13 protein-coding genes and 1 tRNA gene are annotated in these 12440 nt (G+C 70.5%); 2 read left to right on the top strand and 12 right to left on the bottom strand.

All coding sequences use genetic code 11. The features are described 5' to 3' along the window. Position 1: 1 nt before the first annotated feature. The 7 genes from ACQYVW_RS13845 to tpiA all read right to left on the bottom strand — a co-directional run bounded on the left by ACQYVW_RS13845 (position 2) and on the right by tpiA (position 4503). Positions 2-1300: an NADH-quinone oxidoreductase subunit D gene (locus ACQYVW_RS13845; protein ID WP_434947422.1), complete on the bottom strand. Its 1299-nt coding sequence runs from the start codon at positions 1298-1300 to the stop codon at positions 2-4. A 20-nt stretch (positions 1301-1320) separates the two neighbouring features. Next, positions 1321-2109: an NADH-quinone oxidoreductase subunit C gene (locus ACQYVW_RS13840; RefSeq protein WP_434933470.1), complete on the bottom strand. Its 789-nt coding sequence runs from the start codon at positions 2107-2109 to the stop codon at positions 1321-1323. Beyond that, positions 2102-2710 (bottom strand): NuoB/complex I 20 kDa subunit family protein, encoded by a 609-nt coding sequence (locus ACQYVW_RS13835; protein WP_434933469.1) that lies wholly within the window; start codon positions 2708-2710, stop codon positions 2102-2104. Before ACQYVW_RS13835 ends, ACQYVW_RS13840 begins: the two co-directional genes overlap by 8 nt. Next, on the bottom strand, positions 2701-3057 hold the full coding sequence (locus ACQYVW_RS13830) for an NADH-quinone oxidoreductase subunit A (RefSeq protein WP_434933468.1): 357 nt from the start codon (positions 3055-3057) through the stop codon (positions 2701-2703). The genes ACQYVW_RS13835 and ACQYVW_RS13830 overlap by 10 nt, the downstream gene beginning before the upstream one ends. Before the next feature lie 85 nt (positions 3058-3142). Continuing rightward, positions 3143-3227, bottom strand: a tRNA-Leu gene (locus tag ACQYVW_RS13825). A gap of 49 nt (positions 3228-3276) precedes the next feature. Continuing rightward, on the bottom strand, positions 3277-3717 hold the full coding sequence (gene secG, locus ACQYVW_RS13820; protein ID WP_434947396.1) for a preprotein translocase subunit SecG: 441 nt from the start codon (positions 3715-3717) through the stop codon (positions 3277-3279). 33 nt (positions 3718-3750) lie between these two features. Next, positions 3751-4503 (bottom strand): triose-phosphate isomerase, encoded by a 753-nt coding sequence (gene tpiA, locus ACQYVW_RS13815; RefSeq protein ID WP_434947395.1) that lies wholly within the window; start codon positions 4501-4503, stop codon positions 3751-3753. A 70-nt stretch (positions 4504-4573) separates the two neighbouring features. On the opposite strand from tpiA, the gene ACQYVW_RS13810 reads away from it, so the two are divergent. Together ACQYVW_RS13810 and ACQYVW_RS13805 are read left to right on the top strand one after the other, a co-directional pair. Next, entirely contained in the window at positions 4574-5410 is an 837-nt protein-coding gene (locus tag ACQYVW_RS13810) for an SDR family NAD(P)-dependent oxidoreductase (protein WP_434947394.1), read from the top strand. A 254-nt stretch (positions 5411-5664) separates the two neighbouring features. Beyond that, the gene (locus tag ACQYVW_RS13805; protein WP_434947393.1) at positions 5665-6834 is read left to right on the top strand and encodes a trypsin-like serine peptidase; all 1170 of its coding nucleotides are present in this window, start codon (positions 5665-5667) and stop codon (positions 6832-6834) included. A gap of 83 nt (positions 6835-6917) precedes the next feature. Here ACQYVW_RS13805 and ACQYVW_RS13800 read toward each other — a convergent pair whose 3' ends face one another. The 5 genes from ACQYVW_RS13800 to trpA form a co-directional block, all read right to left on the bottom strand. Beyond that, positions 6918-8063 (bottom strand): glucuronyl esterase domain-containing protein, encoded by a 1146-nt coding sequence (locus tag ACQYVW_RS13800; RefSeq protein ID WP_434947392.1) that lies wholly within the window; start codon positions 8061-8063, stop codon positions 6918-6920. Between the two features lie 85 nt (positions 8064-8148). Then, positions 8149-9087 carry an isopenicillin N synthase family dioxygenase gene (locus ACQYVW_RS13795; protein ID WP_434936208.1) on the bottom strand — a complete coding sequence of 313 codons (939 nt, stop codon included), beginning with the start codon at positions 9085-9087 and terminating at the stop codon, positions 8149-8151. Positions 9088-9159: 72 nt separating this feature from the next. Then, positions 9160-10518 carry a phosphoglucosamine mutase gene (gene glmM, locus ACQYVW_RS13790; RefSeq protein WP_434936210.1) on the bottom strand — a complete coding sequence of 453 codons (1359 nt, stop codon included), beginning with the start codon at positions 10516-10518 and terminating at the stop codon, positions 9160-9162. Then, a complete protein-coding gene (gene accD / locus ACQYVW_RS13785) occupies positions 10515-11396 on the bottom strand; it encodes an acetyl-CoA carboxylase, carboxyltransferase subunit beta (RefSeq protein ID WP_434936212.1) in 882 nt (293 codons plus the stop codon). The genes glmM and accD overlap by 4 nt, the downstream gene beginning before the upstream one ends. A gap of 213 nt (positions 11397-11609) precedes the next feature. After that, entirely contained in the window at positions 11610-12410 is an 801-nt protein-coding gene (gene trpA / locus ACQYVW_RS13780; RefSeq protein ID WP_434947391.1) for a tryptophan synthase subunit alpha, read from the bottom strand. Positions 12411-12440: the final 30 nt, after the last annotated feature.

Raw genomic sequence — 12440 nt, 5'->3', positions numbered from 1 at the left:
CTTACCTGTCGATTTCGCCGAACACGATGTCGTAGGTACCGATCATCGCCACCACGTCCGACAGCATGTGCCCCTTCACGATCTCGTCCATCGAGGACAGGTGCGCGAAGCCGGGCGCGCGCAGATGCACGCGGAACGGCTTGTTGGCGCCGTCGCTGACCAGGTAGCAGCCGAACTCGCCCTTGGGCGCCTCGACCGCGCAATAGGTCTCGCCGGCGGGCACGCTGTAGCCTTCCGAGAACAGCTTGAAGTGGTGGATCAGCGCTTCCATGTCGTCCTTCATCTCCTCGCGGGAGGGAGGCGCGACCTTGTAGTTGTCGATCATCACCGGGCCGGGATTGGCGCGCAGCCACTTCACGCACTGCTCGATGATGCGGGTGGACTGGCGCATCTCGGCAACGCGCACCAGGTAGCGGTCGTAGCAGTCGCCGTTGACGCCCACCGGGATGTCGAACTCGACCTCGTCGTACTTGGCGTAGGGCTGCTTCTTGCGCAGGTCCCAGGCCACGCCGGAACCGCGCAGCATCGGGCCGGTCATGCCCCAGGCCAGGGCCTGCTCCGGCGGGATCACGCCGATGCCCACGGTGCGCTGCTTCCAGATGCGGTTGTCGGTGAGCAGGGTCTCGTACTCGTCGACGCGGTTCGGGAAGTCCTTTGCGAAGGCCTCCAGATAATCGAGCATCGAGCCTTCGCGCCACTCGTTGAAGCGCTTGAGCTTGGCGCCCTTGCGCCACGGCGACTCGCGATACTGCGGCATGCGGTCTGGCAGGTCGCGGTAGACGCCGCCGGGGCGGTAGTAGGTCGCGTGCATGCGCGCGCCCGACACCGCCTCGTACACGTCCATCAGTTCCTCGCGCTCGCGGAACGAGTACAGGAACACCGCCATCGCGCCCAGGTCGAGCGCGTTGGAGCCGATCCACATCAGGTGGTTCAGGATGCGGGTGATCTCGTCGAACATCGTGCGGATGTACTGCGCGCGTACCGGCGCCTCGATCCCCATCAGGGTTTCGATCGCGCGCACGTAGGCGTGCTCGTTGCACATCATCGACACGTAGTCGAGGCGATCCATATAGCCGATCGACTGGTTGAACGGCTTGGATTCGGCCAGCTTCTCGGTACCGCGATGCAGCAGGCCCACGTGCGGGTCGGCGCGCTGCACTACCTCGCCGTCCATCTCCAGGATCAGCCGCAGCACGCCGTGCGCGGCCGGGTGCTGGGGGCCGAAGTTCAGCGTGTAGTTGCGGATTTCCTGCCGCGACTCGGCCGGATTGCTCGCGAAACCTTCGCTGGCCTGCCGCAGGGGCGCGTGCGGGGTGCTGCTCACTTCGATCCCTCCGTGGCGCGCGCCTGCTCGCGGCGCGCACGCTGCTCGTCGACCGCGGTCTGGTAGCGCGCGTCGTCGCGCACCACGCGCGGCACGTTCACCCGCGGCTCGACCGAGGTCACCGGTTCGTAAACCACGCGCTTCTTCTCCGCGTCGTAGCGCACTTCCACGTTCCCGATCAGCGGGAAGTCCTTGCGGAAGGGATGGCCCACGAACCCGTAGTCGGTCAGGATCCGGCGCAGGTCCGGGTGGCCGCTGAACACGATGCCGAACAGGTCGAACGCCTCGCGCTCGAACCAGTTGGCCACGGGCCACAGGACGGTGAGCGAGGACACGACCGGCAGGTCGTCGCTGGGCGCGTGGCAGGTCACGCGCACGCGGCGGTTGTGCTGGACCGACAGCAACTGCGCCACCGCGGCGAAACGCCGCTGAGGCACCGGAATCGAGCCGATGCCATCGGGCTGGTCGAGCTGCTGCGAGGGCGCCTCGCCGAAGCGGAACCGGCCGGGACCGCGCCCTTCCACGCCACGGCTGAAGCCTTCGGAGGACGCGTCGGTATCCCACTCCCCGCTGCCGTAGCCGAGGTAGTCGACGCCGCACAGGTCGACCAGCGACTCGAAGCCGAACTCGTCGCGCAAGGCGGTGCACACGGCCAGCCAGTCGCCGGAGGTCGCGATGCCGACCTCGCCACGCGGCATGGCCACGGTGACCTCGGCGTCGGGGAAGCGCGCGCGCAGCCGCTCCGCGAACGCCTGCGCGGTCTCGCGGGAAGCGCGATCAGCCATGACGCATCCCCGTCTTCTCGTCGCCGAAGTTGGTGGCGCGACGGATCTTCTTCTGCAGCTGCAGGATGCCGTAGATCAGCGCCTCGGCCGTCGGCGGGCAGCCAGGCACGTAGACGTCCACCGGCACCACGCGATCGCAGCCGCGCACCACCGCGTAGGAATAGTGGTAGTAGCCGCCGCCGTTGGCGCAGCTGCCCATCGAGATCACCCACTTGGGGTTGGGCATCTGGTCGTAGACCTTGCGCAGCGCCGGGGCCATCTTGTTGACCAGGGTGCCGGCCACGATCATCACGTCCGACTGGCGCGGCGACGGGCGGAACACCACGCCGTAGCGGTCGAGGTCCAGGCGCGCCGCGCCGGCGTGCATCATCTCGACCGCGCAGCAGGCCAGGCCGAAGGTCATCGGCCACATCGAACCGGTGCGCGCCCAGTTGAGCAGCACGTCGGAGCTGGTGGTGACGAAGCCGCGTTCGAGCAGCGGGTTGTTGTCCGCCGAGCCGCCGAGCAGGGTTTCCGGGCGCAGGATGTCGTCGACGCGCCCGTCCGGCAGCGGATTGCTGGCCGAATCCGCCAGGCCGCGAATCGCCTGGATCACTCCCATTCGAGCGCTCCCTTCTTCCACACGTAGATGAACCCGAGCAGCAGCATGCCCACGAAGATGCCCATCTCGATCAGGCCCAGCGGCCCGAGCTCGCGGAACACCGTCGCCCAAGGCACGATGAAGATGATTTCCAGGTCGAATATGATGAACTGGATCGCGATGAGGTAGTAGCGCACGTCGAACTGCATGCGCGAATCCTCGAACGCGTTGAAGCCGCACTCGTAGGGCGAAAGCTTCTCGGGGGTCGGGAGCTTGGGGCCCAGCAGGTTGCCGATGATCAGCAGGGCAACGCCGACCCCCGTGGCAACGATCAGGAACAGCAGGGTCGGCAGGTATTCGGCCAGCACTCGGTTGTTCTCTCGGCTACTTGCCGCGGTGTAGCTAGCGGCCGTCGCTCTGCGCGCCTTGATGCGCGCGCGACATCGGTAAATATGGTGCCCAAGGGGGGACTCGAACCCCCACGACCTAAGCCGCTACCACCTCAAGGTAGTGCGTCTACCAATTCCGCCACCTGGGCAAATCTGTCGCCGCGCCTACCGCTTCGGGCAACGCGACAATTGTAAGCGTTATTGCTCGTCTTGAGCAGCCGGTACGGCCTCCTGCTGCGCAGGCGCGGCCGGCACCGCTGCGGCGGGCTCGGCGGCCGGCTGCTGCGGCGCAGCGGGCACCGCGGACGAGGGCTGCGGCGCACCGGCGCCGGCGGCCGGGGTCGCCGGCGCCGCGGGCACCTGCGACATCACGCCGAGGTCGGTACCGGCCTGCGGCGCGGTGGCCTGGCGGGTGGCGTACCACGCCATGAACAGGGTGATGGCGAAGAAGCTGATGGCCAGCCACTTCGTCGCCTTGGTCAGGAAGCTGGCCGAGCCGCGCGCGCCGAAGACGGTCGCCGAGGCGCCGCCGCCGAAGCCGGAGCCGGCCGAGGCACCCGCGCCACGCTGCATGAGGATCAGCGCGATCATCGCGATCGCGACCAGGACGAACAGGATGTTGAGGATCAACAGCAGCATTGCGGCGTACTCGGAATGTCTTGTGACCTGCGGTCAGCGGGCCGCGGCGCGGGCGATGGCGAGGAAATCCGCCGCCACCAGGGATGCGCCGCCAATCAGGCCGCCGTCGATGTCCGCCTGGGCGAACAGCTCGGCGGCATTGGCCGGCTTCACGCTGCCGCCGTACAGGATCGGCAGCGAATCAGCGATTCTAGCATCCCGCGCGGCGACGTGGCCACGGATCAGGGCATGGACCTCCTGCGCCTGCTCCGGACTGGCGGTCCGGCCGGTGCCGATCGCCCAGACCGGTTCGTAGGCCACCACCGCGCCGAGGAAGCGTTCCGCCCCGGCCCGCTCCAGCACCGGCTCGAGCTGGGCGGCGATGACCTCGGCGGTGCGCCCGGCCTCGCGGTCCTCCAGCGTCTCGCCCACGCACAGGATCGGCACCAGGCCGGCGCTGGAGGCCGCGAGGAACTTCTTCGCCACCAGGTCGCTGTTCTCGAAGTGGTACTGGCGCCGCTCGGAGTGCCCGACCAGGCCGTAGCGCGCGCCGACGTCCAGCAGCATCCGGGCCGAGACCTCGCCGGTATAGGCGCCCTCCTGGTTGTGGCTCACGTCCTGCGCGCCGAACGCGATCGGGCTGCCCTCGAAATCCTCGATCAGGTCGCCGAGGTAGGGCAATGGCGGCAGGACCACCAGGTCCACGCCGGCGACCGGCAGTTCCGCGGCCACGGCGCCCACCAGATTGGTCGCGAACTCGCGGGTTCCATGCAGCTTCCAGTTTCCGGCTACGATCCTGCGGCGCATCGCCTGCCCCTTGTGTGAAGGGCGCAAAGCATAGCCGACGCCAACCGCCCCTGCCCAAGGAGACCGTCCGATGCGCGACCCCCGTGGCCATGCCCTCGTGACCGGAGCCTCCAGCGGCATCGGGGAGGCGATCGCGCGCGAATACGCGCGGCGCGGCGTGCCGCTGATCCTGACCGCGCGGCGTACCGACCGCCTCGAAGCCCTGGCCGCGGAGCTGCGCGCTCGGGTGCCGGTGCAGGTCCTCACCGCCGACCTGGCCGAGCCGGGCGCACCGGCGCGCCTGGTCGCGGAGATCGCCGGACTCGGCCTCGACGTCCGCATCCTGGTCAACAACGCCGGCTACGGCGTGCCCGGCCGCTACCTGCGCAACGACTGGGAGACCCACGCCGCGTTCCTGCAGGTGATGGTGGGCGCGGTCTGCGAACTGACCTGGCGGCTGCTGCCCGCGATCCGCGCCAGCGGCGCCGGACGCATCCTCAACGTGGCCTCCTTCGCCGCACTGGTGCCTTCGGCGGACGGGCAGACGCTGTACGCGCCGGCCAAGGCCTTCATGGTGAAGTTCAGCGAATCGCTGGCGCTGGAGAACGCGGACGCGCAGGTGCACGCCACTGCGCTGTGCCCGGGCTTCACCTGGTCGGAATTCCACGATGTCACCGGCACGCGGGCGATGATGGCGCGACTGCCGCGCTGGCTGTGGCTGGAAGCGGCCGACGTGGCCCGCGCCGGGATCGAAGGTGTCGAACGCGGGCAGGTGATCGTGGTGCCGGGCGCGGTCTATCGTGCGCTGCGCCTTGCGACGCGCGTGTTGCCCGAGCGGTTCCTGCTGCGCCGCATGGCGAAGGGTTCATCGCGCATCCGCAGTACCGATGCCCTCACCTCGCGCGCGACGCCCGGGGACGGCGTGTAGGAAAACCCTGATTCTGCGCATCGCGCTGTCCGCGGCCGCCCGGCCGGGGCGTTGGACTGTACGGACAGGCAGCACGGAGATGGACCGCCGCGCGTGAAGGGGCCGCGCGGCAGGCAGGCACGAGGCGGACGCACGCCTCCCGAGTGCAACGACATCGCGACCGCACCGCCATCCCGGCGGCGCGCAGGGGTCGTACTGCCCGTCCCGCAGCGGCGAATTCCCGCCACCGCGACCCAGAGCAAAGGCATCAGCAGATGAAATCCAGCAAGACCATCCATGCATCCCGCACGACCGGCCGGTATCGCGCAGCGCTCGCCCTCCTCGCCCTTGGCTCGATCGCGGGCGCCGCCCACGCATCGGAGAAGGTGGTACGCACGCCGCAGGGCGATGTCACCGTCCTCACCGCCAGCGAGGCCGCCCAGGGCAAGGTGCCCGCAATGGCGGCGGCGCACCCCTTCGCGACCGAGCGGCAGCGCGCCGCGGCGACGCCGCTGCCGTGGCCGGCCGACGCGCGCATTCCGCCGAAGGGCGCCGAGATTCCGCTGCCGGCACCGCGTCTCGCCCTCCCCGCGACCTCCAGCCAGGGCGGCCGCCCCCTGCCCTTCGCCGACTACCAGGCCCGCCAGCAGTTCGGCGATGCCTGGCGCCGGCTCGAGGCGCTGGACGGAACCGACATCGAGCAGCCCGCGAAGGACGCGGCCGACAAGGACGGCGCGCACCACCCCTACCTGCGCTATCCCGGCAACTACTACACCTTCCAGTGGACCGCCGCGCCCTGGAACAAGATCGGCAAGCTCTACTTCACCACCCCCAGCGGCGGCAGCTCGTACTGCACCGCCAACGTCGCCAGCGGCAACTCGGTGATCATCACCGCCGCGCACTGCGTGTACACGCGCGGCCAGGGCTTCAACCGCAACTTCGTGTTCGTGCCGGCCGACCGCTATGGCGTCGCGCCGTACGGCCGCTATGGCTGGCAGTCGGCGACGGTGCTCAACAGCTGGATCAACGACGGCGGCCGACGCTGGGACGTGGCGGTGATCCGCCTGGCCGGCGAGGCCACCACCGGCCAGCCGGTGACGAACTACGTCGGCTGGCTCGGCCGCAGCTGGGACTGGGGCTACGAGCAGCAGATCTATTCGCACGGCTACGCCAGCAACCTCAGCACCGAATACACGCACATCTGCGCGGGACGCAGCTACAGTTCGAGCTGGGAAGGCACCGACGTGCTGGTGCAGGGCTGCGACATGACCTACGGCAGCAGCGGCGGCGGCTGGCTGCGCAACTACACGCCCAACTCGCATGCGGGCAACCATGTCAACGGCGTGGTCAGCGGCCCGCACATCGGCGACTTCGGCAACAGCTATGTCGGTCCGCGCTTCAGCAGCGCCAACATCGTGCCGCTGTGCAACGTGGCCGGTTGCTGAGACGGCCTTGAGGTCCGGGCCGGCGACGATCCGGCCCCTGAGGCGCGCGGCAGGACCGGAAGGTGCTGCCGCGCGTCGCGCGCCTAGGGCGCCAAGTCCGCCGGACCTGCCGGCGCCACCGCCAGATCCTCGGCGGGGAGTCCACGCAGGTGGCGCCGGATCGCATCGCGCGCAGGCCGGTCCCACTCCGCGCGCCAGGCGCAGTGGCGGCTATCCGCCACCTGGCCGTAGTAGCCGAGGTTGCCGGCCGCGCCTAGAAGCCGGTAGGCCGGCAGCGCCGCGCGCACGCTGGCCTGGCCGGCCGGCGCGCCCAGCCAGTCGACGAGTGGGTTGTCGAGCACCAGCAGGCCGCGCGGCGCCACCAGCGCCAGCACCGCGTGCTGGTCGATGGGCAGGCGTTCCACGTCGCCGGCGAAGGCCGCGAAGCTCTCGCCCAGCCAGGGCTGCTCGCCGAAGGCGCTGTGCGGCGGCTGTGCCCCGCCCGTGGCGACGCCACGCCAAAGCGGCACGCCGCCCGAACCAGATTCGATCGGCACCGTGAGCGCGATGCGCGCATCGAACGCACCCGCCGCGAGCGCGCCCTTGCCATAACGCGAACAGCCGGCGACCCCGACCGCATCGGCGCGCAGCAGGTCGGGCACCTGCGCGATCGCATCGACCAGGCGGCTCACGCCCCAGGCCCAGGCCATCAGCGTGCCGGTGGCGTCCTGCGCTCCGCCGTGCAGCGCGTAATAGGCGCCGCGCCGTTCGCGCGACTGCCCGGTCTCGGCGCCGGCCGTGGTCGGATCGAACACGAGCAGGGCCACGCCTTCGGCATCGAGCAGGGCCTGGTCGACACCGCCACCCGGCCCGACCAGGATCATGACCGGATGCGGCGCGGGGCCAGGCGGCAGCCGCAGCGCCGCATCGAGGGCGACCTCGCGCCCGTCCTGGCGGACCAGCACCTGCAGGCGGCCATCGGCCACGTGGGCGGCGACCTCGCCCGGCTCGGGTCCCCTGTCACCATACACGTAGGCCTGCGCCGTGGCACGCAGCGCCTCGCGCTTGCAGGCCCAGTCGGCGGCTGTCGCGACCGGAGTGCCGTCGGAATCGCGCAACAGCACCGGCACGCCGGCCGCGGATTCGAGCGGCGGCAGCGGGGCGTCGCAGCCCGCCGCCGGGCCGGCCCATGCGCAGGCCGGCGCCACGGCCACGGCCAGCATCGCAAGGCGGATGAGGATGGACGGCATCGCGGGCTCCCCTGCAGGTCGCGCCGATGATGCCAGCGCGACGCGGGATCCGGCCAATGCCGTGCGGCGGGGCCGGCGCCGCCGGCTACTTGAGCTTGATCTCGCGCAGGCGCTGTTCGAGGAAGCCGTGGGCGGTGATCGGTTCCGGGTAACGGCTGGGGTTGTCCTCGCTCACGCAGGACGGCAGCACGTCGATCAGGAAGTCCGGGTTCGGGTGCAGGAAGAACGGCACCGAGTAGCGCGGCTGGCGCGCCGCCTCGCCCGGCGGGTTGACCACGCGGTGGATGGTCGAGGGATAGACGTGGTTGGTCAGGCGCTCGAGCATGTCGCCGATGTTGACCACGATGGTGTCGCCCTCGGAGGTGAACGGCACCCACTCGCCCTTCTTCGACTGCACCTCGAGTCCGGCGGTCGAGGCGCCGACCAGCAGGGTGATGAAGTTGATGTCGCCATGCGCGCCGGCGCGCACGTTGGGGATGTCGTCGGCGGTGATCGGCGGATAGTGGATCGGGCGCAGGATCGAGTTGCCGAAGTTGGTCTTGTCGGCGAAGAAATCCTGCGGCAGGCCGATGTGCAGCGCCAGCGCCGAGAGCACCCGCGAGCCGAGCGCATCCAGCGCGTTGTACAGGGCCAGGCCATGCTCGCGGAACTCGGGCACTTCTTCCGGCCAGACGTTCGGCGCCATCACGTCGCGGTACTTCGAACCGGCCGGCAGCTCGCGGCCGATGTGCCAGAACTCCTTGAGATCGAAGTGCTTCGAGCCCTTGGCGGTTTCGATGCCGAACGGGGTGTAGCCGCGCGCGCCGCCGCCGCCGGGGATGTGGTACTGCTTCTTCACCTCCTCGGGCAGCGCATAGAACTTCCGGAACGCCGCATAGGCATCGTCGATCAGCTGCTGCGGGATCCCGTGGTGGCTGATGCCCGCGAAGCCCCATTCGCGGTAGGCCGCGCCGAGCTCGGCCACGAAGGCCTCGCGGTCGCTATCGAAGCGACGGATGTCGAGGGTGGGGATACGCGCACTCATTGCTCTACTCCAGATACGTCTGCGATCCGGTAGCGGGCCGGCCCGCGGCGCGGGCTTCCCGATCCGGGTCCGTCATGCTGCCGCGGCACGCACCGCGTCGGCGAGGGTGTCGAGGGTCGACTGCATCAGCGCCTCGTCGTCGGCCTCCACCGTCACGCGCACCACCGGCTCGGTGCCGGAGGGACGCAGGAAGGCGCGACCATGCCCCTGCACCGCTGCCTGGGCACGGGCGAGCGCGGCCTGCACGCTGTCCGCCTCGGCAGGCTTCGCGCCGTTGCCGTAGCGCACGTTGACCGTCTTCTGCGGCAGCTTGCGCACGCCCGCCATGGCCTGCTGCAGGGTGAGCTTGCGGCGCTTGAGCACCTCCAGCACCTGCAGTGCGCTGATGATGCCGTCGCCGGTGGTGGCGCGGTCCAGGCACAGCAGGTGGCCGGAGGCCTCGCCGCCCAGGATGCCGCCATTCTCGAGCAGCGCCTGGTGCACGTAGCGGTCGCCCACCTTGGTGCGCAGGAAGGCGATGCCCGCACGCTCCAGCGCCTGCTCCAGGCCATAGTTGGTCATCAGCGTGCCCACCACCGGGCCGCGCAGGCGGCCACTGGCCTGCCAGTCGGTGGCCAGCAGGTAAAGCAGGTTGTCGCCATCGTGGACCGTGCCGTCGCTGTCGACGAACAGCAGGCGGTCGCCGTCGCCGTCGAAGGCGATGCCGAGATCGGCCCCCGCGGCGCGCACGCGCGCGGCCAGCGTTTCCGGATGCATCGATCCGACGCCATCGTTGATGTTGGTGCCGTCCGGGTCCACGCCGATCGCATCGACCCGCGCATCGAGTTCGCGCAGCACCAGCGGCGCGATCTGGTAGGTCGCGCCGTTGGCGCAGTCGACCACCACGTGCATGCCGGTCAGGTTGAACTGGCGCGAGACCGAACTCTTGCAGGCCTCGACATAGCGGCCGACCGCGTCGCGCGTGCGCACCGCCTTGCCCAGCCGTTCGGAGGACACGGTGGTGAACGGACGGTCCAGCGCGGCCTCGATCGCCAGTTCGGTCTCGTCGTCGAGCTTCTCGCCCTCGGCCGAGAAGAACTTGATGCCGTTGTCGTAGTGCGGATTGTGCGAGGCCGAGATCACGATGCCTCCATCGGCACGCATCGACCGGGTCATGTGCGCCACCGCAGGCGTGGGCATCGGCCCCATCAGCTGCACGTGCACGCCCGCCGCGACCAGGCCGGCTTCGAGCGCGGCCTCGAACATGTAGTTGGAGATGCGCGTGTCCTTGCCGATCACCACCAGCGGCTTGCGCCGGTCGCCGCGCGCCTCGGCGGCCTCGCGCAGGGCGTGGCCATAGGCGTTGCCCAGGCGCAGCACGAAGTCGGCCGAAATCGGGCCCTCGCCGACCCGGCCGCGGATGCCGTCGGTCCCGAAGTATTTGCGGCTCATGCGGCGGCGTCCTGCGGCACGGGCTGGCGGGTCATCATCGCCACCAGGGTGGCGATGCGGTCGCGCAGCTGGCGACGGTCGCAGATCTGGTCGATCGCACCATGTTCGACCAGGAACTCCGAGCGCTGGAAGCCTTCGGGCAGGGTCTCGCGCACGGTCTGTTCGATCACGCGCGGGCCGGCGAAACCGATCAGCGCCTCCGGCTCGGCGATGTTCAGGTCGCCGAGCATCGCGAACGAGGCCGACACGCCGCCCGTGGTCGGATGGGTCAGCACCGAGATGTAGGGCAGGCCCGCGGCGCGCAGGCGCCCGAGCGCGGCCGAGGTCTTGGCCATCTGCATCAGCGAGAACAGACTCTCCTGCATGCGCGCGCCGCCGCTGGCGGAGAAGCAGACGAAGCCGGACCCGAGTTCGAGCGCGCGTTCGGCGCCGCGGGCGAAGCGCTCGCCCACCACCGACCCCATCGAACCGCCCATGTAGGCGAAGTCGAACGCCGCGGCCACCATCGGCATCTGCTTGAGGCTGCCCTCCATGACGATGAGCGCGTCGCGCTCGCCGGTGGACTTCTGCGCGGCCTTGATCCGGTCGGCGTAGCGCTTCTGGTCACGGAAGCGCAGCACGTCGGTCGGCCCGAGGTCGCCGGCGATCTCGCGCAGTTCGCCCGGGTCGAGGAAGGCGCGCAGGCGGGCCCGCGCACGGATCGGGCGATGGAAGCTGCACTTCGGGCAGACCTCCAGGTTCTCTTCCAGTTCGGGGCCGTAGAGCACGGCGCTGCAGCGCTCGCACTTTTCCCACAAGCCCTCGGGCACGCTGCGCTTGCGGGCGGTGCCGGACTCGGTGCGGATGCGCGGCGGCATCAGTTTCTTCAACCAGGACATGCTTGGCGTCGGATCCGTTGGCGGCTGCGGCCGCGAAGGCGGGCAGTTTAGCGCACGGGTCGGAGCGGCCACGGGCCGGCAACCTGCCTGCCGGTGGCGGCACCCCACCGCGCTCCGGGATCGCTGGCGGCGTCGCCATCGGCCGGCGGCCGCAATCGGACGCGCGGCGCGGCGCGCCCCGCCCCGGCCGCACCAGCCGGGGGGACGCGGCGGTCAGTCCAGTGCCGCGCGCAGCGGCGCCAGGAATGCGGCCGCGCGCCGGGCGGCCTCGTCCGGATCGGCGGCGGCGGCCATCTCCGACACCAGGGCGCTGCCCACGACCACGCCGTCGGCATCGGCGGCCATCGCCGCGGCCGAAGCGGCGTCGCGGATCCCGAAACCGGCCACCACCGGCACCGGGCTGGTGGCGCGGATACGGCGCAGGTGGAGGGCCGCCGCGTCAGGGTCGAGACGCTCGGAGGCACCGGTCACGCCGGCGAAGCTGACGTAGTAGAGATAGCCCCCTGCGTGATCCAGCAGCAGCGACAGGCGGGCGTCGGGCGTGGTCGGCGAGGCCAGCAGGATCAGGTCGACCCCCTGCGCCGCGAACGCTTCGCGGAATCCAGCCGACTCCTCGGGCGGCAGGTCGACCAGCAGCACGCCGTCTACGCCGGCGGCCGCCGCATCGCGGGCGAAGCGGTCCGCGCCACGGATCTCGACCGGGTTGAGATAGCCCATCAGCACGACCGGAGTCGCATCGTCGCGCTCGCGGAACTCGCGCACCGCGTCCAGCACCCCGCCCATCCCCGCCCCGCGCGCCAGCGCGCGCTCGGAACTGCGCTGGATGGTGGGGCCGTCGGCCATCGGGTCGGAGAACGGCACGCCCAGCTCCAGGACGTCGGCGCCGGCGCCCACCAGCGCGTGCATCACCGGGACCGTGGCCTCCAGCGAAGGGTCGCCCGCAGTGATGAACGGGATCAGCGCCTTGCGACCGCGTTCGGACAGGCTGGCGAAACGGGGCTGGAGGCGGCTCATGCAGGCGGTTTCCGAAGAAGGGACAAGGCG

This window comes from Luteimonas campi (assembly GCF_051162505.1).
In the GTDB taxonomy this organism is placed as follows: domain Bacteria; phylum Pseudomonadota; class Gammaproteobacteria; order Xanthomonadales; family Xanthomonadaceae; genus Luteimonas.
Note: the sequence above shows the minus strand (reverse complement) of the source record. Positions and strands in the feature narration are given on the sequence as shown.